At 58.4% G+C, this 26391-nt stretch carries 21 protein-coding genes and 3 pseudogenes; 17 read left to right on the top strand and 7 right to left on the bottom strand.

The annotated features are described in order from the left end of the window. Positions 1–2: 2 nt before the first annotated feature. From E0F99_RS00125 to E0F99_RS00115, 3 genes are all read right to left on the bottom strand, one after another. Positions 3–923, bottom strand: a complete 921-nt coding sequence (locus tag E0F99_RS00125) for an SPFH domain-containing protein (RefSeq protein ID WP_083356210.1) — start codon at positions 921–923, stop codon at positions 3–5. A 77-nt stretch (positions 924–1000) separates the two neighbouring features. Further along, complete coding sequence (locus E0F99_RS00120) at positions 1001–2692, bottom strand: GspE/PulE family protein (protein ID WP_083356211.1); 1692 nt, start codon at positions 2690–2692, stop codon at positions 1001–1003. Positions 2693–2774: 82 nt separating this feature from the next. Then, positions 2775–3113 (bottom strand): hypothetical protein, encoded by a 339-nt coding sequence (locus E0F99_RS00115; RefSeq protein ID WP_083356212.1) that lies wholly within the window; start codon positions 3111–3113, stop codon positions 2775–2777. A 127-nt stretch (positions 3114–3240) separates the two neighbouring features. On the opposite strand from E0F99_RS00115, the pseudogene E0F99_RS00110 reads away from it, so the two are divergent. Then, positions 3241–3704, top strand: a pseudogene (locus E0F99_RS00110) (Lrp/AsnC family transcriptional regulator). A gap of 72 nt (positions 3705–3776) precedes the next feature. On the opposite strand, the gene E0F99_RS00105 reads toward E0F99_RS00110, so the two are convergent. Next, on the bottom strand, positions 3777–5144 hold the full coding sequence (locus E0F99_RS00105) for a CYTH domain-containing protein (RefSeq protein WP_083356213.1): 1368 nt from the start codon (positions 5142–5144) through the stop codon (positions 3777–3779). A 158-nt stretch (positions 5145–5302) separates the two neighbouring features. Between E0F99_RS00105 and argE the strand changes: the two genes are divergently transcribed. Both argE and argA read left to right on the top strand, forming a co-directional pair. After that, positions 5303–6451 (top strand): acetylornithine deacetylase, encoded by a 1149-nt coding sequence (gene argE, locus E0F99_RS00100; protein WP_083356214.1) that lies wholly within the window; start codon positions 5303–5305, stop codon positions 6449–6451. A gap of 133 nt (positions 6452–6584) precedes the next feature. Then, on the top strand, positions 6585–7883 hold the full coding sequence (argA, locus tag E0F99_RS00095) for an amino-acid N-acetyltransferase (protein ID WP_083356215.1): 1299 nt from the start codon (positions 6585–6587) through the stop codon (positions 7881–7883). Between the two features lie 66 nt (positions 7884–7949). Here argA and tauA read toward each other — a convergent pair. Continuing rightward, positions 7950–8936: pseudogene (tauA, locus tag E0F99_RS00090) on the bottom strand (taurine ABC transporter substrate-binding protein). Between the two features lie 370 nt (positions 8937–9306). Here tauA and E0F99_RS00085 point away from each other — a divergent pair. The 8 genes from E0F99_RS00085 to E0F99_RS00050 all read left to right on the top strand — a co-directional run bounded on the left by E0F99_RS00085 (position 9307) and on the right by E0F99_RS00050 (position 16543). Further along, the gene (locus E0F99_RS00085; RefSeq protein ID WP_083356216.1) at positions 9307–10632 is read left to right on the top strand and encodes an OprD family outer membrane porin; all 1326 of its coding nucleotides are present in this window, start codon (positions 9307–9309) and stop codon (positions 10630–10632) included. 281 nt (positions 10633–10913) lie between these two features. After that, complete coding sequence (locus E0F99_RS00080; RefSeq protein WP_083356217.1) at positions 10914–11552, top strand: peroxiredoxin; 639 nt, start codon at positions 10914–10916, stop codon at positions 11550–11552. A 316-nt stretch (positions 11553–11868) separates the two neighbouring features. Further along, positions 11869–12462, top strand: a complete 594-nt coding sequence (gene ssuE, locus E0F99_RS00075; protein WP_083356218.1) for an NADPH-dependent FMN reductase — start codon at positions 11869–11871, stop codon at positions 12460–12462. Positions 12463–12555: 93 nt separating this feature from the next. Then, positions 12556–13524: a sulfonate ABC transporter substrate-binding protein gene (locus E0F99_RS00070; protein WP_083356219.1), complete on the top strand. Its 969-nt coding sequence runs from the start codon at positions 12556–12558 to the stop codon at positions 13522–13524. A gap of 25 nt (positions 13525–13549) precedes the next feature. Further along, positions 13550–14698, top strand: coding sequence for an FMNH2-dependent alkanesulfonate monooxygenase (ssuD, locus tag E0F99_RS00065; protein WP_083356220.1), 1149 nt, complete (start codon positions 13550–13552; stop codon positions 14696–14698). A gap of 9 nt (positions 14699–14707) precedes the next feature. Beyond that, positions 14708–15496 (top strand): aliphatic sulfonate ABC transporter permease SsuC, encoded by a 789-nt coding sequence (gene ssuC / locus E0F99_RS00060; RefSeq protein ID WP_083356221.1) that lies wholly within the window; start codon positions 14708–14710, stop codon positions 15494–15496. Then, positions 15493–16299 carry an aliphatic sulfonates ABC transporter ATP-binding protein gene (gene ssuB / locus E0F99_RS00055; protein ID WP_083356222.1) on the top strand — a complete coding sequence of 269 codons (807 nt, stop codon included), beginning with the start codon at positions 15493–15495 and terminating at the stop codon, positions 16297–16299. Before ssuC ends, ssuB begins: the two co-directional genes overlap by 4 nt. A gap of 28 nt (positions 16300–16327) precedes the next feature. After that, the gene (locus tag E0F99_RS00050; RefSeq protein WP_003213899.1) at positions 16328–16543 is read left to right on the top strand and encodes a TOBE domain-containing protein; all 216 of its coding nucleotides are present in this window, start codon (positions 16328–16330) and stop codon (positions 16541–16543) included. Positions 16544–16660: 117 nt separating this feature from the next. Here the strand turns inward: E0F99_RS00050 and E0F99_RS00045 are convergent, their stop codons facing one another. Both E0F99_RS00045 and E0F99_RS00040 read right to left on the bottom strand, forming a co-directional pair. Further along, complete coding sequence (locus E0F99_RS00045) at positions 16661–17302, bottom strand: TetR/AcrR family transcriptional regulator (RefSeq protein ID WP_083356223.1); 642 nt, start codon at positions 17300–17302, stop codon at positions 16661–16663. 222 nt (positions 17303–17524) lie between these two features. Then, the gene (locus tag E0F99_RS00040; RefSeq protein WP_003213894.1) at positions 17525–18901 is read right to left on the bottom strand and encodes a glutamine synthetase family protein; all 1377 of its coding nucleotides are present in this window, start codon (positions 18899–18901) and stop codon (positions 17525–17527) included. A 608-nt stretch (positions 18902–19509) separates the two neighbouring features. On the opposite strand from E0F99_RS00040, the gene E0F99_RS00030 reads away from it, so the two are divergent. From E0F99_RS00030 to E0F99_RS00005, 6 genes and pseudogenes are all read left to right on the top strand, one after another. After that, on the top strand, positions 19510–20868 hold the full coding sequence (locus E0F99_RS00030) for a glutamine synthetase family protein (protein WP_083356224.1): 1359 nt from the start codon (positions 19510–19512) through the stop codon (positions 20866–20868). A gap of 109 nt (positions 20869–20977) precedes the next feature. Next, positions 20978–22342, top strand: a complete 1365-nt coding sequence (locus tag E0F99_RS00025; RefSeq protein WP_083356225.1) for an aspartate aminotransferase family protein — start codon at positions 20978–20980, stop codon at positions 22340–22342. A gap of 208 nt (positions 22343–22550) precedes the next feature. Next, positions 22551–23645 (top strand): polyamine ABC transporter substrate-binding protein, encoded by a 1095-nt coding sequence (locus tag E0F99_RS00020; protein WP_083360345.1) that lies wholly within the window; start codon positions 22551–22553, stop codon positions 23643–23645. 148 nt (positions 23646–23793) lie between these two features. Beyond that, on the top strand, positions 23794–24888 hold the full coding sequence (locus tag E0F99_RS00015; protein WP_083356226.1) for a polyamine ABC transporter substrate-binding protein: 1095 nt from the start codon (positions 23794–23796) through the stop codon (positions 24886–24888). A gap of 72 nt (positions 24889–24960) precedes the next feature. Next, positions 24961–26103 carry an ABC transporter ATP-binding protein gene (locus E0F99_RS00010; RefSeq protein ID WP_083356227.1) on the top strand — a complete coding sequence of 381 codons (1143 nt, stop codon included), beginning with the start codon at positions 24961–24963 and terminating at the stop codon, positions 26101–26103. Then, positions 26100–26391, top strand: a pseudogene (locus tag E0F99_RS00005) (putrescine ABC transporter permease PotH); the annotation flags it as partial. The gene E0F99_RS00010 and the pseudogene E0F99_RS00005, both read left to right, overlap by 4 nt.

The raw sequence follows: 26391 nt of genomic DNA, 5'->3' as shown, positions 1-26391 counted from the left end.
CCTCAGCCTTTCTTATTGTCGAAGGTTGCCTTGACGATTTCGCCGATACCACCGACGGCGCCAATCACTTGGCTGGCTTCCAGCGGCATCAAGATGACTTTGCTGTTGTTGGCCGAAGCCAGTTTGCCCAAGGCGTCGATGTATTTTTGCGCGACGAAGTAGTTGATGGCCTGCACGTTACCGGTTGCGATTGCTTCGGAAACGACCTGTGTCGCTCGCGCCTCTGCTTCCGCCTGGCGCTCACGGGCTTCAGACTCCAGGAACGCAGCTTGACGCCCACCTTCGGCTTCGAGGATCTGCGCCTGCTTCTTGCCTTCGGCGGTCAGGATCGCTGATGCCCGCAGGCCTTCGGCTTCCAGAATCTGCGCACGCTTAATCCGTTCGGCTTTCATCTGGCCGGACATGGCGGCCATCAGGTCGGCAGGCGGGCTGATGTCCTTGATCTCGATCCGGGTAATCTTGATGCCCCACGGTGCTGTGGCTTCGTCCACAGTGCGCAGCAGTTTTTCGTTGATACCGTCACGCTGGCTCAGCATCGCATCCAGCTCCATCGAGCCGAGCACGGTACGAATATTGGTTTGCAGCAGGTTGCGGATGGCATGCTCGAGGTTGTTGACCTCATAGGCGGCCTGGGCGGTGTTGACCACCTGGAAGAAACACACGGCGTCGATCTGCACGGTGGCGTTGTCGGAAGTGATGACTTCCTGGGGCGGGATATCCAGCACGCTTTCCATCACGTTGATCTTGCGACCGATGCGGTCCATGACCGGGATGATGATATTGAGGCCGGGTTTGAGGGTGTTGGTGTAGCGGCCGAAACGCTCGACTGTCCATTGGTAGCCCTGAGGCACCACTTTAAAACCCATGAACAGGATGGCCACGGCCAAACCCACGAATAAAAGCAGTACGGTTCCGATCTGCATTGCGATTCCCTATCTGATGATGTCAGTGAAACGATGTGCGACCGAGTGTAACGGTCTGATCACGGATAAGGACGGTTTCAAGGCGCAACAACCCAATCATTTGTTTCTGAATCCCCAGGCGTTACCCGCAAAACTTCTGCCAGGGTTGTCAGGCCGGCGTTCATTTTGTCGATACCGGCCATTCGCAGGCTACGCATGCCTTGCCCGAGTGATGCCCGGCGTAGAGCCTGCACATCGACGCCGGGGGTGATCAGCGCCTTGAGCGTCTCGTCCATCACCATGATTTCGTAGAGCCCGGCTCGGCCTTTATAACCGCTGTCACGACACTCCCCGCAGCCGGTAGCTTCGTGGACAGGTTCCTGCGTATTCACCGCGCGTTTACAGTGGGGGCACAAAAGCCTTACCAAACGCTGTGCCATCACGCCTATTAGCGTAGCCTTGATCAAATAATGAGCAATACCCAGTTCCTGCAAACGACTGACGGCGCTGGGAGCATCGTTGGTGTGGAGGGTCGATAGCACCAGATGCCCGGTCAGTGCGGCCTGGATCGCCATCTCTGCAGTTTCCTGGTCGCGAATCTCACCGATCATGATGATGTCCGGGTCTTGGCGCAGCAGCGCGCGGATACCACTGGCGAAGGTCAGGTCGATGTTGTGTTGCACTTGCATCTGGTTGAAGGTGGGCTCAATCATTTCGATCGGGTCTTCCACCGTGCACAGGTTGACCTCGCGGGTCGCCAGTTGCTTGAGCGTGGTGTAGAGGGTACTGGTCTTGCCAGAGCCAGTAGGCCCGGTAACCAGGATGATGCCGTTGGCCTGACGGGTCATGGCGTGCCAACGTTGTTGGTCTTCGACGGATAAACCCAGTTGGTCAAAAGCCTTGATCAGCACCTGTGGGTCGAAAATACGCATCACCAGTTTTTCGCCAAACGCGGTCGGCAGGGTTGAAAGGCGCAGTTCCACCTCGACGCCCTCCGGGCTTTTGGTCTTGACCCGGCCGTCCTGGGGTTTGCGCTTCTGCGCGACATTCATCCGGCCCAGGCTTTTCAGGCGGCTGACCACCGCCATCGTGACCTGAGGCGGAAATTGATACACGTCGTGCAACAGCCCGTCGATGCGAAAACGCACCCGGCCCTGGTCGCGACAAGGTTCGATATGGATATCGCTGGCGCGTTGGCCGAAGGCGTACTGCAACAGCCAGTCGACGATATTGACGATATGCGCGTCATTGGCATCTGGCTCCTGCTCGCTTGCACCGAGGTTGAGCAGTTCGAAATTGCCGGCCAACGCCACCTTTTGATCAGCACCGCTGACGGACTGGGCCAACCGGTAGAATTCCCCAATGCAGCGCTGAATGTCCTTAGGGTTGGCGACCACACGCTTGATCGAGCGTTTTAGCACCTGCGCCAGCCCAGCTTCCCATCCGCTGACATGGGGCTGGGCGCTGGCGACGGTGACGGTTTGCGCATCCACGGCCACCGCAAGGATCGCGTGGCGCTGCGCGAAAGCGTGGGACATCAAGGGCACTACCGTCGCCACGTCGATCTTGAGGGGGTCTATGCGCAAATAAGGCTGCCCGACATGCCGCGCCAGCCATTGGGACAGTGTTTCCAGGCAAAGCCCTTCACTTGCGATGCATTCAAGAGGGTGCAGTGAGGAAGGCGTGGTCGATAACCTATGCGCCACATCCGCCGTAATCAGCTTTTGCTCGACCAACGCGGGCAGCAATTGATGCAGTTCCAATCGGTGATCGTGCAAGGCAGCGGGCATGGACATTTCCTGGGCAGTGTCGGGCGTAATTCCAGGCTAGCCAGTCTCTGAACATCCACCTCCCAGTGTGTATTGCAGGCTTTTACAGACTGGTTGCCGTCACCGCCTGAGGCCACAAGGAGTCGGCCCGCCACACTTGCAGTGAGCACACGCTGATCAGGTTTCTAATCTTTTCACCGATCACCTGGGCGCGATGCCAGCTCAAACCGTCCATCACGATGTCAATGCTCAGCAGGTCGTCTTCCCGGTTCACATTGACCTGGTACGGCGTCAGGAATTGCAATGCGAAGTAGTTGAGCACCCGGCACAGCACATCCGGTTCGGCCTCGGCGACGATCTGATAATGCGCCTGGCAATGGGCGCTGTTGACAGCCCACGCATCGACGCGGGCAGAGGGCGGTGTGGTTTCGACGGCGTGCATGCTGACTCTCCAGATTTGACTGAAGAAATTTTTACATTCGCTACCGGAGATTTCTTATCTAAGATGGAGCATATTTGCGATTTATTGAATAAAACAATTCGACATAAGCGTCATAACAGGTATTTCTATGCACAATGAGTTGGACGCCTACGACCGCCGCATCCTGGCCCTGTTGCAAGAGGACGCTTCACTGTCCAGTGCGCAGATCGCCGAGCAGGTGGGCCTGTCGCAGTCGCCGTGCTGGCGGCGTATTCAACGGCTCAAGGAAGAAGGCGTGATTCGCGGGCAGGTGACTCTACTGGACCGCAAAAAGATCGGCCTCAACACGCAGATTTTTGCCGAGATCAAACTCAACGCCCACGGTCGATCCAACTTCACAGAGTTCACCGAAGCGATTCGTGGGTTTTGGAAGTGTTGGAGTGTTACGTGCTGATGGGGGCGGTGGATTTTCTGCTGCGCATCGTCACCTCGGACATTGAGGCGTACGAGCGGTTTTTCTTCGAGAAGCTGTCGATGGTGCCGGGGATTCAGGAGGTCAATTCGATCGTGGCCTTATCTGAGATCAAGTCCACCACCAGCCTGCCGGTTTAGCGTTGAACCTGTGGGAGCGAGCAAGTCGAATCGTCGCACCGCCGCTCCCACGTTTGATCGAGTTGCGCGGTATTACAGGCGCAGCAGGGTCTTCCAGGCACGGTTCTGGTACACCGCAATCGCCTGATGCATACGCGCATCCAGCGATTCATCGGTAATCGGCTGGTTAGCCAGTTGCGCCAGCTTGTTCAGCTCGCCGTACAAACGGTCCAGTTCAGGAATATCCACCACCTGACGTGCATGGTGCAGCCAAGCCTGGATGCGTTCGATGCGCGGCAGTTGCTCGGCCAAGTCTTCCGGTTGCTGCTGGTAACGCGACAGTTGCAGGGCAACGGCGTCGTCAGCCAACAGGCGTGGCAGCCAGTTGGTGATCTGCGCGGCGCCCTGGCGGTTGCCACGCACGTTGCGGTCGGCAGTCCAGGTGCGGGCCAGCAACCAGCGCGAGGTGTTCAACGAGAACAAGCCCCAGCGCACGTCTTGCAGTTCTTCAACAAACTGTTCCGGTGCGGCTTTGCGGATGTCTTCGTCGTCATCACCGGCGTGCACCAGTGGGCGCCAGTCTTCCAGCAACGCATCCAGTGCGCTGCGCAGTTCGCTGGTGGATTGGCGCGGCGCGGCCTGGCCGAGGCTGCCGATCAGCGCGCGCAGTTCGCCGAGGTTTTCGACCCAGTCCTGCAGCAGGCGCCAGTGGCCATTGAAGCGATACTGCTCAGCCAGGCGCTGGCTGCTGCCGAGCAGGTGCCACATGATCGCGGCGAACGCATCATCCAACGGCATTTCGGCCTGGATCTGTGGGGCCGGCAGGCTCAGCGAGTAGCTGCTGGCGTCGTACAGACGGTAGCCGCGCTCGGCCTTGCTGATGTCGCACGGCATCAGGGCCAGGGTCGCGGCGAGTTCGGCTGCCAGCTCGAGCAGGGCGGCCGGTTCACCTTCGCGCAGTTCCAGTTCCAGCTCGCAGATTTCTTCTTTCTGCTTGCCGACCACAACCTGGCCCAGGTCCAGAGCGGCTTCGATCACCACCTTGGCCTTGCCACGGCCCCAGGCGATTTCGGCGCGTTCACGTACGAAGTCGGTGGTGAAGATCGGCTTGAGGGTCTTTTTATCCAGCTCGGCCAGTTGCTCGGGCCAGCATTCGCCGTCGAGTTTCTTCACGTCGAGCTTGGCTTTGGGCAGGTCCCAGTTGTACTCGTTACGCTCTGACAAGCCGGCGACGCTTTGGCCGCGGGTCTTGAGGGTCTGGATGATTTCGTCACCGTCTTTGCGCAAACGCAGGGCAACTTTGGCCTGGGCCAGGTCGCGTTCGGGGGTGTCGAAATACTGGTTCATCAACTCACGGCGTTCCCAGCCACTTTTGTTGCGTTTTTTCAGTAACGGGTGCTCACGCAGCGCGGCGAGTGTTTCGCGGCTGACGCGGAGCTTGATTTCGGTTTCTTTCTGCATGGCCGGAAAATCCAGGATCGGGAGCGCAGCCGGGAAAAAGAGTGGCTGCCAAGGTCGTGCAGTGTACAGGACTGAGCCCGGCAACGCGCCGCAACGGTTTATTGTGTCGTGCAGATGGTTCTATAGTGGGGCTCATCCGGGAAGTTGAGAGGCCGCGCATGCCATTACCGTCTATGAAAGAGCAGTTCGCCGCGTTGATTGGCGCACCGTCGGTCAGTTGCACCCAAGCGTCTCTCGATCAGACCAACCGCCCGGTGATCGATCTGCTCGCCGGTTGGCTGGGCGACCTGGGTTTCGCCATTGACATCCAGCAAGTCAGCCCCGGCAAGTTCAACCTGCTGGCCAGCTTCGGCAGCGGCCCCGGCGGGCTGGTGTTGGCTGGGCATAGCGATACCGTTCCTTATGACGCTGCGCTGTGGAAGACCGACCCGCTCAAGCTGACGGAAGTCGACGGTCGCTGGGTAGGCTTGGGCAGCTGCGACATGAAGGGTTTTTTCGCACTGGCGATTGAAGCGGTATTGCCACTGCTGGATCAGCCGTTTAAGCAACCGCTGCTGATTCTCGCCACCTGTGACGAAGAAAGCTCCATGTCTGGTGCCCGTGCGCTGGCCGAGGCCGGGCGCCCGTTGGGTCGCGCGGCAGTGATCGGTGAGCCGACGGGCCTCAAGCCGATCCGCCTGCACAAAGGCGTGATGATGGAACGCATCGACATCCTTGGCCAAAGCGGCCATTCGTCGGACCCAAGCCTGGGCCACAGCGCCCTTGAAGCCATGCACGACGCCATCGGTGAACTGCGCGGCCTGCGCCTGGCCTGGCAGCGCGAGTACCGCAACCCGCAATTCAGCGTGCCGCAACCGACCCTGAACTTCGGCTGCATCCATGGCGGCGACAACCCCAATCGCATTTGCGGCCAATGCTCTCTGGAATTCGACCTGCGGCCATTGCCGGGGATGGACCCGCAGGTGCTGCGCGACGCCATCCGGCAGAAGCTCGAACCCTTGGCTGAGCGCCATAAAGTCAAGATCGACTACGCGCCGCTGTTCCCCGAAGTGCCACCGTTCGAGCAGGCCGAAGACGCAGAGCTGGTGCGGGTCGCGGAACGATTGACCGGTCATCGTGCCGAAGCAGTAGCGTTCGGCACCGAAGCGCCTTATCTTCAGCGCCTTGGTTGTGAAACCTTGGTGCTCGGCCCTGGTGATATCGCCTGCGCTCACCAGCCGGGCGAGTACCTCGAAATGTCACGCTTGACGCCTACAGTGCGTCTATTGCGGGAACTGATCGAACATTACTGCCTGAAACCTGCATAAATTAACCCCAGCCCATTCGTACATAAGGAGAGCGAGCGTGTCGCCAAGCCTGTTCCGACGATAACCATCAGCCCGCTGTGCGCTTTCACGATTCATCCTTTTTAGGCTGCTTTTTATTACAGGCCCAGGTTTTATGCCCGAATACGTCAATTGGCTTCGTCACGCTTCGCCTTACATCAACGCCCACCGCGACTGCACCTTTGTGGTCATGCTGCCCGGCGATGGTGTGGAACACCCCAACTTTGGCAATATCGTCCACGACCTGGTGCTGCTCCACAGCCTGGGTGTGCGGCTGGTGCTGGTCCACGGTTCGCGCCCACAAATCGAAGCGCGTCTTGAAGCGCGCGGCCTCACCCCGGCTTACCACGAAGGCTTGCGCATCACCGATGCCGCGACGCTGGAGTGTGTGATCGACGCGGTTGGCCATCTGCGAATTGCTATTGAAGCGCGCCTGTCGATGGACATGGCCTCCTCGCCGATGCAGGGCTCGCGTCTGCGTGTCGCCAGTGGCAACCTGGTCACTGCGCGGCCAATCGGTGTGCTCGAAGGCGTGGATTACTACCATACCGGCGAAGTGCGCCGGGTCGACCGCAAGGGCATCAACCGTCTGCTGGACGAGCGCTCCATTGTGTTGCTGTCGCCGTTGGGTTATTCACCTACCGGTGAAATCTTCAACCTGGCCTGCGAAGACGTCGCCACTCGCGCCGCCATCGACCTGGGTGCCGACAAGTTGCTGCTGTTTGGCGCCGATTTGGGCCTGATCGACGAGCATGGTCGGCTGGTCCGCGAGTTGCGCCCGCAGCAAGTGCCGGCGCACCTGGAACGCCTTGGCAATAACTATCAAGCTGAGCTGTTGGACGCGGCTGCTGAAGCGTGCCGTGGTGGAGTAGGGCGCAGCCATATCGTCAGCTATGCCGAAGACGGTGCCCTGCTCACCGAACTGTTCACTCGCGACGGCGGCGGTACGCTGGTGGCCCAGGAGCAATTCGAACTGGTACGCGAAGCGGCGATTGAAGACGTCGGCGGCTTGCTTGACTTGATCAGCCCGCTGGAAGAGCAGGGCATCCTGGTGCGGCGCTCGCGAGAAGTGCTGGAGCGTGAGATCGAGCAGTTCAGCGTGGTTGAACGCGAAGGCATGATCATCGCCTGTGCTGCGCTGTATCAAATTGCGGATTCGGATGCGGGTGAACTGGCGTGCCTGGCGGTCAACCCGGAGTACCGCCACGGTGCACGCGGTGATGTCTTGCTGGCGCGCATCGAGACCCGCGCCCGGGCCCAAGGTTTGAAGACCTTGTTTGTCCTCACCACCCGAACCGCCCACTGGTTCCGTGAACGCGGGTTTGTGCCGAGCAGCGTGGATCGTCTGCCATCGGCGCGGGCGTCGTTGTACAACTACCAGCGTAATTCGAAGATTTTCGAGAAGGCTCTGTAAACCTTCGGCTTCGAAAACGCAGCAGGTCAGATGTGGGAGCAAGCCCGCTCCCATATCTGACCTTCTTTACTCGCTGACGAATGTGTCGGTCACAAAGTCCGAGTAGTCCGGCAACACCGTCTCAACCTTCCCCTGCTCCTTCGAAAACGTCGCCGTCTCCCCAATCGCTTTCGCCGTGGCCCCTTTAAGCAGGGCATCGGTTTGTTGCGCCTGCACATCCGGGAATGTGCTGCCGGCCAATAGCTGGGGGATATCGGCAGCGTTTTAACCTGTCATTTTGGCGATTTTCTGCACCGGCTCGGAGTCCGCCGTCCAACTGTCTTTATGGGCAGTATAGTCGGCGAAAGAGTCCAGCGTGACCTTGGCAAACTTAGCCACTGCGTCAGGATGTTCTTCTGCGAAATCCTTACGCGCCACCCACACTTCGAATGTGGGTGCACCCCACTGACCCACCTGGGCCGAGTCTGTCAGGGTTTTTCCGGTCTTGCGGATTTCGCCCAGGGCCGGCGACCACACGAACGCGCCGTCGATATCGCCGCGTTTCCAGGCGGCGGCAATTTCGGCGGGTTGCAGGTTCACCACTTTGACTTTCTTGGTGTCCAGGCCCCAATGCTTCAGCGCGCCGAGCAGGCTGTAATGAGATGTTGAGACGAAGGGCGTAGCGATGGTTTTGCCGACCAGATCTTCTGGTTTGTCGATGCCACTGCCGTGGCGCACCACCAACGCTTCAGAAGCATTGATTTGTGCCGATACGATAAAGGCCAATATAGGTAGATTGCGTGAAGCCGCCGCCGCAAGCGGGCTGGAGCCCACGTTGCCGATTTGAACATCGCCGGATGCGATCGCGGTTACAACTTCTGGCCCACTGTTGAAGCGGCGCCAGGCAATCTTCTCGCCGATGGCTTTTTCATAGAGGCCGTCGGCCTGAGGGACTTTGCTGGGGTCGATGCCGGTTTGGTAGCCGATGGTCAAATCGGCGGCTTTGACACCGAAAGAAAGAATTAGTGACACAAAAACTGTAACAAATTGACGGGAGGATGTGCCTTTGGCCATGATGGCGTCGCCTTTTTGATCGTGGGTGACGTATGTAACCGTACAGTCACACTAATCGATCTAAAAAAAGGCTAGTAAATACCCTTTAGGAATTAGCTTGTGGAGCGGTGGGTCTATGCTGATCGGTTCGCTTCATGGAAAAGCTTATTCCTGGATCGTATGAAAAAGAATGAAACAATTCTTTTTGGGTGTATGAAAAACTCATTACCCTGCAGGGACCAAATCAACTGCGGTTAGACGAAGGTAGTAGATGTACAAAGTTACGATTGACTTGGTAGTCACTATCTGGCGCTAATCGCGCATCTGTGGATCCAGGGCGTCAGACTCAGGACCAAAGAAATACAAAAATTAGAAATGAGAGGAGCGGTACATGAAGAAGTCCACCTTGGCTTTGGCTGTTGCTTTGGGCGCAATCGCCCAGCACGCAGGCGCTGCCGGTTTCATCGAAGACAGCAAGGCAAGCGTCAGTTCCCGAACGTTGTATTTTGATAACGACCAGCGTGATGGCGGCGCAGATCAGCGCGAAACAGCCACAGGCTTGAAGTTCAACTACCTGTCTGGTTTTACTCAAGGCGTCGTTGGCTTTGGTATTGACGCTCAGGCACTGGTCGGTTTTCACCTGGATGGTGGTCGTGGCCATCACCCAAACAGCAACTCCTTCGTTCCAAGTGATACCGATGGGTCTGCCGTCAGCAGCTGGAGCAGCGCGAGTGCCAACGTCAAGGCCCGCTTCTCCAAGACAGAGGCTCACCTGGGTGGTGCTCTGATGCCGAACTTGCCGGTCGTCATTGCAAGCGACGGTCGTCTGCTGCCACAAACCTTTGAAGGCGGCACTATCACCTCCAAAGAAATCGACAATGTGACCTTTAATGCCGGTCAACTTGAGCATGCTACTGGCCGTGCTTCGAGCAACAGCACTGGCTTGGCTGTCAATGGTGGTACGAGAGACAGTAACCAGTTCCGTTTTGGTGGCGCTGACTGGAAGGTCACTAAAGACCTGACCCTGCAGTACTACTACGCGAACCTGGAAGATTACTACAAGCAACAATTCCTCGGTCTGGTGCACGTTTACCCGATCACCGAGGGGCAGTCGTTCAAGACTGACTTGCGCTACTTCGACAGCAGTTCTGATGGCAAGAACGGCAAGACTGGGTACGCGTTCAACAACAACGGTGGCTATGCGAAGAACAATGGCGAGGTTGATAACAAGACCTGGAGCGCCATGTTCACCTACACCTTGGGTGGCAATGCCTTCCTGCTCGGCCATCAGCGCGTCAACGATGACGGTGGTTTTGTTTGGCTGAACCAGGGTAGCGTTGTAGACGGTAATGGACGTAACGAAGGTGCCGGCGGCTCGAGCTTCTATCTGTTCACCGACAGCATGATCAACTCCTTTGTCCGCGCCGGTGAAAATACCACCTTCGGCCAATACTCGTATGACTTTGCTGCGCTTGGTGTTCCGGGTCTGAAAACCTCGATTGCCTACCTGCATGGTGACAACATCAAAGCCAAAAACGGCGGCAGTGATCAGTCCGAGTGGGAACGCGATATGCGTATCGACTACACCATTCAGCAAGGTGCGCTGAAGGGCTTCGGTACCACACTGCGTCACGGTGCTTATCGTGGCAGCGGTACTGGTATCCAGGACCAGGATCAGACTCGTCTGATCTTCAACTACACCTATAGCTTCCTGTAACACCAAGGTAAGTTGTTGAAAAACCTCGCGCTTGCGCGAGGTTTTTTTTCGCTTTCTCAAGTCGGGCTCAACCCCCGCAAGCCCTTCCTGAGTTCCTCTTTGTACAGCGTTTCAAGGCCTTCTCGAACCTTGGAGTGGATGTTGATACTCGCGAGTAGAGAAGTCCAATGAACAGATTTTTAATATTCGGTTATCGTCTAAATAAATTGATATTTATTCTTTTTAAATAATCATCAACCCATGCACAGTGGGCTCCATAAGCACTCACCAGGAGCCACACCATGAGCCTAAGACTGGGCGACATCGCCCCCGACTTCGAGCAGGATTCCAGCGCCGGCAAGATCCGCTTCCACGAATGGCTGGGCGATAGCTGGGGCGTGCTGTTTTCCCATCCGGCGGACTTCACCCCGGTGTGCACCACAGAGCTGGGCTTTACCGCCAAGCTCAAGGACGAATTCGCCAAGCGCGGCGTCAAGGCGATTGCCTTGTCGGTAGACCCGGTGGACTCTCACCACAAGTGGATCGAAGACATCAACGAAACCCAGAACACCGTCGTCAACTTTCCGATTCTGGCGGATGCCGATCGCAAGGTTTCGGACCTCTACGACCTGATCCACCCAAACGCCAGCGACACCCTCACCGTGCGTTCGTTGTTCGTGATCGACCCGAACAAGAAGATTCGCCTGACGATCACCTACCCGGCCAGCACCGGCCGCAACTTCCACGAAATCCTGCGGGTTATCGACTCGCTGCAGCTGACCGACACCCACAAGGTCGCCACCCCCGCCAACTGGCAGGACGGTGATGAAGTGGTGATCGTGCCGTCGCTCAAGGACGAGGAAGAGATCAAAAAACGCTTTCCGAAGGGCTACCGTGCGGTAAAGCCGTACCTGCGGCTGACCCCACAACCTAACCGCTAAGGCTGAGACCGCCATCGCGGGCAAGCCCGGCTCCCACCGTTTACCGTATTCCCCTGTAGGAGCCGGGCTTGCCCGCGATGGCGGACTCCAGGCTGATGCTGGATCAAGGTGTAAACCGTCTCATCTAGCAGGGGGTTTCAGGCCGTTTCGACGGCCTTTTTTTCGTCCTGAGCTTTATAAATTTCATATATTTTTATGGAATAAATAAATGAAAAAATAAGATTTATAGATATATAAATCTGCTGCTAAGGTTTGTCCCATCTTGGCGCCATCGCCACACAGCGAACCGCCGACACTTGCTCAAGGAGTTTCCTACATGCTGGTCGTAACACTTGGAGGCAGTCCCAGCCAGCGTTCCCGCTCTGGGGTCTTGCTGGAAAAAACCCGTCAGTGGCTGCAAGACAAAGGCGTGGAAGTGGTGAGTTATCAGATACGCGACTTCCCGGCCGAAGACTTGCTGCACGCGCGCTTCGACAGCCCAAAAGTCATCGACCTGCTGCAACAAGTGGCCAACGCCGACGGCCTGGTGATGGCCACGCCGGTGTACAAGGCCTCGTTCTCCGGTGCGCTTAAAACCGTACTGGATCTGCTGCCCGAGCGCGCCCTGGCCCACAAGATCGTGTTGCCGATGGCCACCGGTGGCAGCATCGCGCACATGCTGGCGGTGGATTACGCCTTGAAGCCGGTGTTGTCGGCACTGAAGGCCCAGGAATTGCTGCACGGCATCTTTGCCGAAGACAGCCAGATCGCCTACGCCGAAGGCAGTGCCCAGGCGCAGTTGGTGCCGGTGCTTGAACAGCGTTTGCACGAGGCGCTGGAAACGCTCTACGGCGCCATGGCACGTCGCCCCAAACCGCTGGACCCCAATGCGTTGAATGAACGTTTGTTGAGTGCTCGCTGGAGCATTTAAGCCTTACCGGATTTTGTAGTACTCACCTTACTCAGCCGCCAACGGCCAAGCAGGTGCAGCCAACCCCCTAATCGCATTTTTGGAGAGAGCGCCATGCGCACTGTCATCTTGCGTCGTGGTCTGGTCGCACTGTTTGCTGCGGCTGTGTCCTTCGGCGCCATTATTCAAGCCCAGGCCGCCGAAACCCTGCGGATCGGTTATCAGAAGTACGGCACGCTGGTGCTGCTCAAGGCCAAGGGCACGCTGGAAAAACGCCTGGCCGCCCAGGGCGTGCAGGTGCAATGGACTGAATTCCCCGGCGGCCCGCAACTGCTCGAAGGCCTTAACGTCGGCTCCATCGACTTCGGCGTCACCGGCGAAACCCCGCCGGTGTTCGCCCAGGCGGCCGGTGCCGATCTGCTCTACGTCGCCTACGAACCGCCAGCGCCAACCAGTGAGGCGATTCTGGTGCCGAAAGATTCGCCGATCAAATCCGTGGCCGAGCTCAAGGGCAAGAAAGTCGTGCTCAACAAAGGCTCCAACGTGCACTACCTGCTGGTACGTGCGCTGGAAGATGCTGGCCTGAAATACACCGACGTACACACCGTGTTCCTGCCGCCCGCCGATGCCCGCGCTGCATTCGAGCGTGGCAGCGTAGACGCCTGGGTGATCTGGGACCCGTACCAGGCCGCCGCCGAGAAACAGCTGCAAGCGCGCACCCTGCGTGATGGCACCGGCATTGCCGACAACCACCAGTTCTACCTGGCCACCAAGCCGTACGCCACGCAGCACCCGGAAGTGATCAAGGCGCTGGTGGAAGAGGTGCGCGCGGTGGGCGAGTGGTCCAAGGCCAACCCGCAAGAAGTCACCGAACAAGTCGCCCCGCTGCTTGGCTTGCCGGCTGACATCACCCTGACCTCGGTGAAACGCCAAGGCTATGGGGCGCTGTTCCTGACCCCGGAAGTGGTCGCCGCCCAGCAGAAAATCGCCGACAGCTTCTACCTGCTCAAATTGATCCCCAAACCCTTGAGCATCAAGGACGTGATCTGGACGCCAACCGCCGCCGTCGCCACCGCGCCGTAAGCCGATTTATTCAGGAGACAACGCCATGAGCCTCAATATTTTTTGGTTCCTGCCTACCCACGGCGACGGCCATTACCTTGGCACCGCCGAAGGCGCCCGCGCCGTTGATCACGGCTATCTGCAGCAAGTAGCCCAGGCCGCTGATCGGCTTGGCTTCGGCGGGGTGCTGATTCCGACCGGCCGCTCCTGCGAAGACTCGTGGCTGGTGGCTGCCTCGCTGATCCCGGTGACCCAGCGTTTGAAATTCCTTGTCGCACTGCGCCCCGGGATCATTTCCCCGACGGTGGCTGCGCGCCAGGCGGCGACCTTGGACCGCTTGTCCGGCGGCCGTGCGTTGTTCAACTTGGTCACCGGTGGTGACCCGGAAGAGCTGGCCGGCGACGGTTTGTTCCTCAGCCACGAAGAGCGCTATCAGGCCTCAGTAGAGTTCACGCGCATCTGGCGGCGTGTGCTCGAAGGCGAAACCGTGGATTACGACGGTGAGCACATCAGCGTCAAAGGCGCCAAATTGCTCTACCCGCCGATCCAGCAACCGCGTCCGCCGTTGTACTTCGGCGGCTCCTCCGAAGCGGCCCAGGACCTGGCAGCCGAACAAGTGGAAATGGTCCTGACCTGGGGCGAGCCACCCGCCGCTGTCGCGGAAAAAATTGAACAAGTGCGCGCCAAGGCCGCAAAGCTCGGGCGCACTGTACGCTTCGGCATTCGCCTGCATGTGATCGTGCGCGAAACCAACGATGAAGCGTGGAAAGCCGCCGACAAACTGATCTCCCACCTGGACGACGAGACCATCGCCCGCGCCCAGGCATCTCTGGCGCGCTTCGATTCCGTCGGCCAACAGCGCATGGCCGCCTTGCACGGCGGCAACCGCGACAACCTCGAAGTCAGCCCCAACCTGTGGGCCGGCGTCGGTCTGGTGCGTGGCGGTGCCGGCACCGCGCTGGTGGGCGATGGCGCAACTGTTGCTGCACGCGTCAATGAATACGCTGCGTTGGGCATCGACACCTTCATTTTCTCCGGTTATCCGCACTTGGAAGAGTCGTATCGGGTCGCTGAGCTGTTGTTCCCGCACTTGGATATCGAACGTCCCGAGCTGCCGAAAAGCGCCGGTTACGTCAGCCCGTTCGGCGAAATGGTCGCCAACGACATCCTTCCCAAAGCGGCGTCGCAGAGCTGAGGCGTCGTCATGAACTTTGAAAAATTAAGCCATCGCATCGCGCCGTGGGCGCTGCCGATCCTGTTGTTGGCGGTGTGGCAGTTGTCGGTGTCGGCGGGCTGGTTGTCGACCCGTATCCTGCCGGCGCCGAGCGCGGTGATCGAAGCCGGAGTCAACTTGGTTCGTACGGGGGAAATCTGGAAACACCTGGCCATCAGCGGCTGGCGTGCGGGCCTGGGTTTTGTGATCGGTGGCAGCATCGGTTTGGCCTTGGGCTGTATCACCGGCCTGTCGAAATGGGGCGAGCGCCTGCTGGACAGCTCGGTGCAGATGATCCGCAACGTGCCGCACCTGGCGCTGATCCCACTGGTGATCCTGTGGTTCGGCATTGACGAAACCGCGAAGATTTTCCTGGTCGCCCTCGGCACACTGTTCCCGATTTACCTGAACACCTATCACGGTATCCGCAACGTCGACCCGGCGCTGGTGGAAATGTCGCGCAGCTACGGCTTGTCCGGTTTCAGCCTGTTCCGTCAGGTGATCCTGCCGGGCGCGCTGCCGTCGATCCTGGTGGGCGTGCGCTTTGCCCTGGGCTTTATGTGGCTGACGCTGATCGTAGCGGAAACCATCTCGGCCAGCTCCGGTATTGGTTACCTGGCGATGAATGCCCGCGAATTCCTGCAAACCGACGTGGTGGTACTGGCCATCGTCATGTACGCCATCCTTGGCAAGCTGGCCGACCTCGCCGCTCGCGGCCTGGAGCGTGTGTGGCTGCGCTGGCACCCGGCTTACCAAGTGAATAAAGGAGGTGCGGCATGACTGCTCAACAACCTCCGCGCCTGCTCAAGGGCATCCCGCTGGCAGTGCGTAAATTGCGCAAAGCCTTTGGAGCGCGGGAAGTCCTCAAGGACATCGACCTGCATATTCCGGCCGGTCAATTCGTGGCTGTCGTCGGTCGCAGTGGCTGCGGTAAAAGTACCTTGCTGCGCCTGCTGGCCGGTTTGGACAAAGCCAGTGGCGGCGAGCTGTTGGCCGGTTCCGCGCCGCTCGCCGAGGCGATTGAAGACACGCGGTTGATGTTCCAGGAAGCGCGCTTGCTGCCGTGGAAAAAGATCATCGACAACGTGGGCCTGGGGCTCAAAGGCAACTGGCGGCCCAAGGCTTTGGAAGCCCTGGAAGCGGTCGGCCTGGCCGAACGCGCGAATGAGTGGCCTGCGGCGTTGTCCGGTGGCCAGAAGCAGCGCGTGGCCCTGGCGCGTGCGCTGATCCACCAACCGCGCTTGTTGTTGCTGGATGAGCCGCTGGGCGCGTTGGATGCCCTGACCCGCATCGAGATGCAGCAACTGATCGAAAACCTTTGGCAGAAACACGGTTTCACGGTGTTGCTGGTCACTCACGACGTCAGCGAAGCGGTAGCCATTGCCGACCGCGTGATCCTGATCGAAGACGGCGAAATCGGCCTCGACCTGATCGTCGACCTGCCGCGCCCACGTGCTCGGGGCTCACATCGCCTGGCCGCGCTGGAAGCCGAAGTGCTCAACCGTGTGCTGTCGTTGCCAGGCTCGCCGCCTGAACCTGAACCTGTTTCACCGCTGCCTACGCAATTGCGTTGGGCTCAATAACTCACTTGTCCTACAAAGGAAGAACACCATGACGATTAAAGCGATCAATGTGCGTAACCAGTTCAAGGGCACCATCAAGGAAATCGTCGAAGGCGACGTGTTGTCGGAAATCGACGTGCAGACGGCGTCCGGCATCGTGACGTCTGTGATCACCACTCGCTCGGTCAAAGAGCTGGAACTGGTGATTGGCAGCGAAGTGATTGCCTTCGTTAAGTCCACCGAGGTGTCGATCGCCAAGTTGTGATTGCCCACCTTGAAATCGCTATCGCAGGCAAGCGTGCTCCCACACTTGAAGGTATTCACCGCTCAAAATGTGGGGGCGAGCTTGCCCGCGATGACGCCCGCCCAGGCAATACGCGACTCAGGCAGCCACCACCCGCTTAGGCAAATACGCCGGCAAATAAAGCCCCACATACGCATCAAACACCCGCATCCCTTCCTCCGCCATGCGCGGGGTAATCTGCCCATGCTGATGCACCGAGCGCGCATACACGCGGTCGCTCAACTCCAGCGCTAGGGCAAACACGCCCACCTCTTCAGGCAAGGTCGGCACCTCGAAGTGGCGGTTGAAGACTTCGAGCATCAAATCGCCCAATTCCAGATCATGCTGACGGTCCGCCTGGGTCACTTCGGTCAGCCCGTGCTGCGCCAGGATCAACTGCCGTGCGGCGGCGTCGTTGCTGTAGATGATGAGCATGCGCTGCTCGACGATGTAGGACAGGTCGCGCCAGTGCTTGAGTGAATCATGCTCGATGGGCGCCTGAATCGCGGCGCGGAACGCGGCGTGCACATCGGCGGTCAACGCTTCCAGCAACGCTGGCACACTGGCAAAGAAGTGGTACACCGATGACGGTGGAATCTGCGCGCGCTCGGCCACGCTGTAGATCGACAAACTGGCCACGCCTTCGGTCGCCAGCAAGGTGCGGGCGGCGTCGAGGATCGCCTCGATCCGGGCCTGGCTGCGGGCGCGGGGTTTGCGAGGGGCGGCGGGGCGGGTTGTCATGGAAGTCTCCTACAAGGCAGCGGGCATTGTATGAGCAGGAAGGGGTGTTGTCTGCCGGGCCGCCATCGCGGGCAAGCCCGCTCCCACCTTTTTGATTTGTGAATACACTCAAGTGTAAGAGCTGGCTTGCCTGCGATAAAGCCACCGCGGTCTGCCTGACGAACCCCATAAAAAAAGCCGCAGGCCCTAAAGCCTGCGGCATTCTTTTATTGCAGCGACCGCTTACACGGTATGCAGGTACCAGTTGTACTCAAGGTCGGAGATGGAGTGTTCGAACTCTTCCAGCTCACTTTCCTTACAGGCGACGAAGATATCGATGTACTTAGGATCGATGTACTTGGCCATCACCTCGCTGTCGTCCAACTCGCGCAATGCATCGCGCAGGTTGTTTGGCAGGCTTTGTTCGTTCTGCTCGTAGCTGTTGCCTTCCACCGGTGCGCCAGGTTCGATCTTGTTGGTCAGACCGTGGTGCACGCCTGCCAGGACCGAAGCCATCAGCAGGTAAGGGTTGGCGTCGGCGCCGGCCACGCGGTGTTCGATACGCACGGCGTCGGACGAGCCGGTCGGTACGCGGATCGCCACAGTGCGGTTATCCAGGCCCCAGCACGGCGAGTTCGGCACGTAGAACTGTGCGCCGAAACGGCGGTAGGAGTTGACGTTAGGGCACAGGAACGCCATTTGGGCGGGTAGGGTCTCGAGCACACCGCCGATCGCGTGACGCAATGCGGCGTTCTGCTCGGGATCCTCGCTGGCAAAGATGTTCTTGCCGTCCTTGTCCAAGATCGAAATGTGCACGTGCAAACCGTTGCCTGCCTGGCCTGGGTAAGGCTTGGCCATGAAGGTGGTGTCCATCTCATGGTCGTAGGCGATGTTCTTGATCAGGCGCTTGAGCAGTACGGCGTAGTCGCAGGCCTTGATCGGGTCGGCCACGTGGTGCAGGTTCACTTCGAACTGCGCCGGGGCGCTTTCCTTGACGATGGCGTCGGCCGGGATGCCTTGCTCTTTGGCCCCTTCCAGAATGTCCTGGAGGCAGTCGACGTATTCGTCGAGGTCGTCGATCAGGTAGACCTGTGTCGAGTGCGGGCGTTTGCCGGAGATCGGCGAGCGGGGCGGTTGTGGGCGGCCGTTCACGTTCTCCTGGTCGATCAGGTAGAACTCAAGCTCGAAGGCGGCGCAAATGGTGAGACCGAGGTCGTCAAATTTGCTGACAACTTGGCGGAGCACTTCGCGAGGATCGGCGAAGAAAGGTTCACCTTCAAGTTCGTGCATGGTCATCAGCAATTGCGCGGTTGGGCGCTTTTGCCAGGGTTCATTGCACAGAGTGTCAGGGATCGGATAACAGATTCGGTCAGCATCACCGATGTCCAGACCCAGGCCGGTGCTTTCCACCGTCGAGCCGTTGATATCCAGGGCAAATAAAGAGGCAGGCAGGTTAATGCCCTTCTCGTAAACCTTGTGGAGGCTGGTGCGTTCGATGCGCTTGCCGCGCACCACACCATTCATATCCGCAATTAGAAGGTCTACGTACAGAACCTCAGGATGATCCTTAAGGAACGCGTTCGCTTCGTTAAGCTGAACGGCACGCGGGGGTACCGACATGATGCAACACCTTTGTTGTTAAAAATATCAATCATTGATCTTTTCTGGTTTCAGTCAACCCGAACGGCATGCCGAAGTCAAGCGAGGGCTTTTTTGCCCTAAAAAAGCGCCTTTAGGCCTTTTTTGGGGCTTTCTGGGGCGTTTTTTTGGAGTTGAAGGGCTTGGGACTAGCAGGCTTGAGCGGGCCGTGTTGTATTTTTTACGGGGGTGTTGTGTAAAAAAATGAACAAGGCTAAGCTCGATTCAAACCCATAACAGCAATAATACCGGGGTGCTTCATGTCTCGCCTGCCGCTACTCGGCGTTTCCACCTGCTTCAGACAAGTCTTGTCACCCGTCCAATTTTCCCTCGTCAATGACCGCGCTCCGGCCAATATTCTTGACGCCTTGGGCGACCTCTTTTTTGCCTCCTCGTTTATCTCGTGCCTGCCTCTGAGCGGCTCCCGTCCAGGGTGGCGCTCATGATTCTGCACGACTTTGGCCTGAGGAATGCAACGCTGCAGCAAATGGCAGGTAAGCTCCTACCCTGAACGACAAGACGACGCGGATGCTGCGTCAACCAACGCCTGACCTTTAATGGATGTCAGGAAACCCAGCCCAGAGGCATTTATGAGTAACAACCTCGACCAGCTCACCGATTGGTTGAAAGACCACAAGATCACAGAAGTCGAATGCATGATTGGCGACCTCACCGGCATTACCCGGGGCAAGATCTCGCCGACCAACAAGTTCATCGCCGAAAAAGGCATGCGCCTGCCCGAGAGTGTTTTGTTGCAGACCGTGACCGGCGACTACGTCGAAGACGACATCTATTACGAATTGCTCGACCCGGCCGACATCGACATGATCTGCCGTCCCGACCAGAACGCTGTGTTCCTGGTGCCTTGGGCCATCGAGCCCACCGCTCAGGTGATCCACGACACCTACGACAAGCAAGGCAACCCGATTGAGCTGTCGCCGCGCAACGTGCTCAAGAAGGTGCTGAAACTCTATTCCGATAAGGGCTGGCAGCCCATCGTGGCGCCGGAGATGGAGTTTTACCTGACCAAGCGCTGCGAAGACCCGGACTTCCCGCTGCAGCCACCGATTGGCCGTTCCGGTCGCCCGGAGACCGGTCGCCAGTCCTTCTCTATAGAAGCCGCCAACGAATTCGACCCCTTGTTCGAAGACGTCTACGACTGGTGCGAACTGCAGGAGTTGGACCTTGACACGCTGATCCACGAGGACGGCACGGCGCAGATGGAAATCAACTTCCGTCACGGCGACGCGCTGTCGCTGGCCGACCAGATCCTGGTGTTCAAGCGCACCATGCGTGAAGCCGCGCTCAAGCACAACGTGGCCGCCACCTTCATGGCCAAGCCGATGACCGGCGAGCCTGGCAGCGCGATGCACTTGCACCAGAGCATCATCGACATCGCCACTGGCAAGAACGTCTTCTCTAATGAAGACGGGACCATGAGCCAGCTGTTCCTTAACCACATTGGTGGCCTGCAGAAGTTCATCCCCGAATTGCTGCCGCTGTTTGCCCCTAACGTGAACTCGTTCCGCCGCTTCCTGCCCGACACCTCGGCGCCGGTGAACGTGGAGTGGGGCGAAGAAAATCGCACCGTCGGCCTGCGCGTACCGGATGCCGGCCCGCAGAACCGCCGCGTGGAAAACCGCCTGCCGGGCGCCGACGCCAATCCGTACCTGGCGATTGCCGCCAGCCTGCTGTGTGGCTACATCGGTATGGTCGAAGGCCATAACCCGAGCGCGCCCGTGGTGGGCCGAGGTTACGAGCGCCGCAACCTGCGCCTGCCGCTGACCATCGAAGACGCCCTGGAGCGTATGGAAAACAGCAAGACCATCGAAAAATATCTGGGTCAAAAATTCATCACAGGCTACGTCGCGGTCAAGCGGGCCGAGCATGAAAACTTCAAGCGCGTGATCAGTTCGTGGGAGCGGGAATTCCTGCTCTTCGCCGTCTGATGCGTCGGGCGCGTCGTAGGAGGGCGTGATCCCCGTAAATGACGGCCGTCATTTACGGGGATCACGCCCTCCAGGCGCGCCCTCACCCGAAAAAGTCTAGGAGATTGGTATGTCCAGCAACAACCCGCAAACCCGTGAATGGCAAGCCTTGAGCAATGATCACCACCTGGCGCCGTTCAGCGACTTCAAGCAATTGAAAGTGAAAGGCCCACGGATCATCACCAAAGCCCACGGCGTTTACCTGTGGGACAGCGAAGGCAACAAGATCCTCGACGGCATGGCCGGGCTGTGGTGCGTGGCGATCGGTTACGGTCGCGATGAACTGGCTGATGCCGCCGCCAAGCAAATGAAAGAATTGCCGTACTACAACCTGTTCTTCCAGACCGCGCACCCGCCGGTGCTGGAGCTGGCCAAGGTCATCTCCGAGATCGCGCCGGCTGGCATGAACCATGTGTTCTTCACGGGTTCCGGTTCGGAAGGCAACGACACGATGTTGCGCATGGTCCGCCATTACTGGGCGATCAAAGGTCAGCCGAACAAAAAAACCATCATCAGCCGCAAGAATGGCTACCACGGCTCCACCGTGGCCGGCGCCAGCTTGGGCGGCATGACGTATATGCATGAGCAGGGCGACTTGCCGATTCCGGGGATCACCCACATCGCCCAGCCGTATTGGTATGGCGAAGGTGGCGACATGAGCCCTGAGGAATTCGGGATCTGGGCGGCCAACCAGCTGGAAGAGAAGATTCTGGAACTGGGCGTGGACAACGTCGGAGCTTTTATTGCCGAGCCGATCCAGGGTGCCGGCGGCGTGATCGTGCCGCCAGAAACCTACTGGCCGCGCATTAAGGAAATCCTCGCCAAGTACGACATCCTGTTCGTCGCCGATGAAGTGATCTGCGGTTTCGGCCGTACCGGTGAGTGGTTCGGTAGCGACTTCTACGGCCTCAAGCCACACATGATGACCATCGCCAAGGGCCTGACCTCGGGTTACATCCCCATGGGCGGCCTGATCGTGCACGACGACGTGGTTGCCGTGCTTAATGAAGGCGGTGATTTCAACCACGGCTTCACCTATTCCGGTCACCCGGTGGCGGCAGCGGTAGCCCTGGAAAACATCCGGATTCTGCGCGATGAAAAAATCGTTAACCGTGTGCACGAAGAAACGGCACCGTATTTGCAGAAACGTCTGAGGGAACTGGCTGATCACCCGTTGGTGGGTGAAGTTCGCGGTGTCGGCATGCTCGGGGCGATTGAGCTGGTGCAGGACAAGGCCACGCGCAAACGTTACGAAGGCCGTGGTGTGGGCATGATCTGCCGCACGTTCTGCTTCGAGAATGGCCTGATCATGCGCGCCGTGGGCGACACCATGATCATTTCGCCTCCGCTGGTGATCAGCAAGGCGGAAATCGACGAACTGGTGACCAAGGCTCGCCAGTGCCTGGACCTGACTTTGGCGGCATTGCAAGGCTAAGTGCTAGGCTCAGTGCGCTGCGGCTTCGGGCGCTGCGTCTGGGCAGTTACAAAAACGCAGTAAAAAAGGGGGCTTTGGTTGAAAGCCGGCCCCTGAACTTGCCAGACTGTCGCCGTGTTTTGTTGCCCTTTGGAAGGGTCGTGAGACGACTAAAGAACGTGGCCCAAAAAAGAAAAAATTGGAGCATCACCAAATGAAGGCATTAGGTTTGAAGAACGCTGGCAAGACCCTCCTCGCCTTGTCCCTGATGGGCGCAATGGCGGGCGCGGCCCAGGCAGACAATAAAGTGCTGCACATCTACAACTGGTCCGACTACATTGCACCGGACACCATCGCCAACTTTGAAAAAGAGTCGGGCATTAAAGTGGTGTACGACGTTTTCGACAGCAACGAGACCCTCGAAGCCAAGTTGCTGGCAGGCAAGTCCGGTTACGACATCGTCGTGCCGTCGAACAACTTCCTCGCCAAGCAGATCAAGGCCGGTGTCTATCAGGAGTTGGACAAGTCCAAGCTGCCCAACTACGACAACCTGAACAAATCCCTGCTTAAAGCCGTGTCGGTCAGCGACCCGGACAACAAGCACGCCTTCCCGTACATGTGGGGCTCGATCGGCATCGGCTACAACCCGGAGAAGGTCAAGGCTGCGCTGGGCGTGGACAAAATTGATTCCTGGGACGTACTGATGAAACCGGAAAACATCGCCAAGCTGAAAAGCTGTGGCGTGAGCTTCCTCGACTCGCCAACCGAAATGCTGCCGGTGGCCCTGCATTACCTGGGCTTGCCGACCGACACCCAGAAGAAGGCTGACCTGAAACAAGCCGAAGACCTGTTCCTCAAGCTGCGCCCATCGATCGGCTACTTCCACTCGTCCAAGTACATCTCGGACTTGGCCAACGGCAACATCTGCGTCGCCGTGGGTTATTCGGGTGACATCCAGCAGGCCAAGTCCCGCGCGGCTGAAGCCGGTGGCAAGGTCAAGATTGCCTACGACATTCCGAAAGAGGGCGCCGGTAGCTTCTACGATATGGTCGCCATCCCTAAGGATGCCGAAAACGTCGATGCTGCCTACACGTTCATGAACTACCTGCTGCAGCCAAAAGTAATGGCGGCGATCACCAACAGCGTACGGTTCCCGAACGGTAACGAGAAAGCCACCGCACTGGTCGATAAAGACATCACCAGCGACCCGGGCATTTACCCGCCAGCGGATGTGCAAGCCAAGCTCTACGCCATTGCTGACTTGCCGGCTGGAACTCAGCGTGAAATGACACGCAGCTGGACCAAAATCAAATCGGGCAAATAAGCCTTGATACCTGTGGGGGCGGCGAACCGCCGCTCCCACACATTAAATGACAGAAAGCTTTGCCGGATCGGTTTATCGAGGGTAAGTTGCGCGCCGGTTTTGTTGCCGGGCAACAACTTTTGGCCCAACTATTTAAGAGGACCTCCACTTGCCAATTTCTTTATTTCGTAAAGCCGTGCTGGTGGGTGCAGGGATCACGCTGGCTGTCAGCGTGCAGGCCGCACCGACTGTGCATATTTATAACTGGTCGGACTACATCGGCCCGGACACCTTAGCCAACTTCGAAAAGGCCAGCGGCATCAAGCCTGTGTACGACGTGTTTGATTCCAACGAAACCCTGGAAGGCAAGTTGCTCGCCGGGCGTACGGGTTACGACGTGGTCGTGCCGTCGAATCACTTCCTCGGTAAACAGATCAAGGCCGGGGCGTTCCAGAAGCTCGACAAGTCATTGCTGACTCATTACTCCAACCTTGACCCGGTGCTGCTCAAGCGCCTGGAGAAGAACGACCCGGGTAATCAGTACGCCGTGCCGTATCTGTGGGGCACCAACGGCATTGGTTACAACGTCGACAAAGTCAAAGAAGTGCTGGGCGTTGACCATATCGATTCCTGGGCCGTGCTGTTCGAGCCGCAGAACATGAAGAAGCTGGCGACTTGTGGCGTCTCGTTCATGGACTCGGCGGATGAAATGCTGCCGGCGGTGCTCAACTACATGGGCCTGAACCCCAACAGCACAAACCCGGCTGACTACAAAAAGGCCGAAGAGAAACTGCTGAAAGTGCGTCCTTACGTGACTTACTTCCACTCGTCCAAGTACATCTCGGACCTGGCCAACGGCAACATCTGCGTGGCGGCCGGCTTCTCCGGTGATGTATTCCAGGCCAAGGCCCGTGCGGCCGAGGCAGGCAAGGGTGTGAAGATCGCCTACACGATTCCGAAAGAAGGCGGCAATTTGTGGTTTGACGTGCTGGCGATCCCGGCGGACGCAACCAACGTTAAAGAGGCTCACGCCTACATCAACTATTTACTGCAACCTGAGGTGATCGCTCAGGTCAGTGATTACGTCGGTTACGCCAACCCTAACCCAGGGGCGGACAAACTGATGGAGCAATCGATACGCACCGACGCAGCGGTTTACCCACCGCAGGCGGTTCTCGACCGGACGTTTGTCAACTTCGAGTTACCCCCGAACGTGCAGCGTTTAATGACCCGTAGCTGGACCAAGGTCAAGACGGGCAAGTAAGGCTTAAAGCTCAAACTATCCAAGGTGTCGCCCGTATTGGGCGAACCTCAAATTTTGTTGGGAGTTTCGTAAATGGCAGTTGCCTCCGGCGCCTATAAGAAAGCCCTCGAGGGCGACCAGACACCGAAAAAGGTGTTGGTCAAAATCGACCGGGTCACGAAAAAATTCGACGAGACGATTGCTGTGGACGATGTGTCCCTGGAAATCAAGAAAGGCGAGATCTTCGCCTTGCTCGGCGGTTCGGGTTCGGGCAAATCCACCTTGCTGCGCATGCTCGCAGGCTTCGAGCGCCCAACGGAAGGCCGCATTTACCTCGACGGTGTGGACATCACCGACATGCCGCCCTACGAGCGGCCGATCAACATGATGTTCCAGTCCTACGCCTTGTTCCCGCACATGACCGTGGCGCAGAATATTGCGTTCGGCCTGCAGCAGGACAAGATCCCCAAGGCTGAGGTCGACGCCCGCGTGGCCGAGATGCTCAAGCTGGTGCAGATGAGCCAGTACGCCAAGCGCAAGCCGCACCAACTGTCCGGTGGCCAGCGTCAGCGTGTGGCCTTGGCGCGCTCCCTGGCCAAGCGTCCGAAACTGCTGTTGCTCGATGAGCCAATGGGTGCGCTCGACAAAAAATTGCGTTCGCAGATGCAGCTGGAACTGGTAGAAATCATCGAGCGCGTGGGCGTGACCTGCGTGATGGTGACTCACGACCAGGAAGAGGCCATGACCATGGCCGAGCGCATCGCGATCATGCACCTGGGCTGGATCGCCCAGATCGGCAGCCCGATCGACATCTACGAAACGCCTACCAGCCGCCTGGTGTGTGAGTTCATCGGCAACGTGAACATCTTCGACACCCAAGTGGTGGACGACGCCGAAGGCCACGCGGTGCTCAAGTGCACGGACCTGGACCGCGACATCTACGTGGGCTACGGCATCGCTACCTCGGTGGAAGACAAGTCGGTGACTTACGCCATCCGCCCGGAAAAGCTGCTGGTCACCACTGAAATGCCGACCTGCGAACACAACTGGTCCAGCGGCAAGGTGCATGACATCGCCTACCTGGGCGGCCACTCGGTGTTCTACGTGGAATTGCCGAGCGGCAAGCTGGTGCAGTCCTTTGTCGCCAACGCCGAACGCCGTGGCCAGCGCCCAACCTGGGGTGATCAGGTGTACGTGTGGTGGGAAGACGACAGCGGCGTGGTACTTCGCTCATGAATATGAAGAAGTTCAAGCGGCGCTTGGATCGCATAATCCCCAGTGGCAAGCAGGTGGTCATTGGGATTCCTTTCCTGTGGCTGTTCCTGTTTTTCGCACTGCCGTTTTTCATCGTATTGAAAATCAGCTTTGCCGAAGCCGATGTGGCGATACCGCCGTACACCGAGATCTACACCTACGTTGAGCAGAAGCTGCAACTGGTGCTGAACCTGGCGAACTACAGTTTGCTGGCGGGCGATGAGCTGTATATCGCCGCGTACCTGGGCTCGCTGAAGATGGCGTTTTTCA

The organism is Pseudomonas antarctica, assembly GCF_900624995.1.
Classification (GTDB): domain Bacteria; phylum Pseudomonadota; class Gammaproteobacteria; order Pseudomonadales; family Pseudomonadaceae; genus Aquipseudomonas; species Aquipseudomonas antarctica.
Note: the sequence above shows the minus strand (reverse complement) of the source record. Positions and strands in the feature narration are given on the sequence as shown.

What these genes read in the sequence shown, in the direction of transcription:
- E0F99_RS00125 (WP_083356210.1), bottom strand. Translation starts at nt 923, where the DNA reads ATGCAGATCGGAACCGTACTGCTTTTATTCGTGGGTTTGGCCGTGGCC.
- E0F99_RS00120 (WP_083356211.1), bottom strand. Translation starts at nt 2,692, where the DNA reads ATGCCCGCTGCCTTGCACGATCACCGATTGGAACTGCATCAATTGCTG.
- E0F99_RS00115 (WP_083356212.1), bottom strand. Translation starts at nt 3,113, where the DNA reads ATGCACGCCGTCGAAACCACACCGCCCTCTGCCCGCGTCGATGCGTGG.
- E0F99_RS00105 (WP_083356213.1), bottom strand. Translation starts at nt 5,144, where the DNA reads ATGCAGAAAGAAACCGAAATCAAGCTCCGCGTCAGCCGCGAAACACTC.
- argE (WP_083356214.1), top strand. Translation starts at nt 5,303, where the DNA reads ATGCCATTACCGTCTATGAAAGAGCAGTTCGCCGCGTTGATTGGCGCA.
- argA (WP_083356215.1), top strand. Translation starts at nt 6,585, where the DNA reads ATGCCCGAATACGTCAATTGGCTTCGTCACGCTTCGCCTTACATCAAC.
- E0F99_RS00085 (WP_083356216.1), top strand. Translation starts at nt 9,307, where the DNA reads ATGAAGAAGTCCACCTTGGCTTTGGCTGTTGCTTTGGGCGCAATCGCC.
- E0F99_RS00080 (WP_083356217.1), top strand. Translation starts at nt 10,914, where the DNA reads ATGAGCCTAAGACTGGGCGACATCGCCCCCGACTTCGAGCAGGATTCC.
- ssuE (WP_083356218.1), top strand. Translation starts at nt 11,869, where the DNA reads ATGCTGGTCGTAACACTTGGAGGCAGTCCCAGCCAGCGTTCCCGCTCT.
- E0F99_RS00070 (WP_083356219.1), top strand. Translation starts at nt 12,556, where the DNA reads ATGCGCACTGTCATCTTGCGTCGTGGTCTGGTCGCACTGTTTGCTGCG.
- ssuD (WP_083356220.1), top strand. Translation starts at nt 13,550, where the DNA reads ATGAGCCTCAATATTTTTTGGTTCCTGCCTACCCACGGCGACGGCCAT.
- ssuC (WP_083356221.1), top strand. Translation starts at nt 14,708, where the DNA reads ATGAACTTTGAAAAATTAAGCCATCGCATCGCGCCGTGGGCGCTGCCG.
- ssuB (WP_083356222.1), top strand. Translation starts at nt 15,493, where the DNA reads ATGACTGCTCAACAACCTCCGCGCCTGCTCAAGGGCATCCCGCTGGCA.
- E0F99_RS00050 (WP_003213899.1), top strand. Translation starts at nt 16,328, where the DNA reads ATGACGATTAAAGCGATCAATGTGCGTAACCAGTTCAAGGGCACCATC.
- E0F99_RS00045 (WP_083356223.1), bottom strand. Translation starts at nt 17,302, where the DNA reads ATGACAACCCGCCCCGCCGCCCCTCGCAAACCCCGCGCCCGCAGCCAG.
- E0F99_RS00040 (WP_003213894.1), bottom strand. Translation starts at nt 18,901, where the DNA reads ATGTCGGTACCCCCGCGTGCCGTTCAGCTTAACGAAGCGAACGCGTTC.
- E0F99_RS00030 (WP_083356224.1), top strand. Translation starts at nt 19,510, where the DNA reads ATGAGTAACAACCTCGACCAGCTCACCGATTGGTTGAAAGACCACAAG.
- E0F99_RS00025 (WP_083356225.1), top strand. Translation starts at nt 20,978, where the DNA reads ATGTCCAGCAACAACCCGCAAACCCGTGAATGGCAAGCCTTGAGCAAT.
- E0F99_RS00010 (WP_083356227.1), top strand. Translation starts at nt 24,961, where the DNA reads ATGGCAGTTGCCTCCGGCGCCTATAAGAAAGCCCTCGAGGGCGACCAG.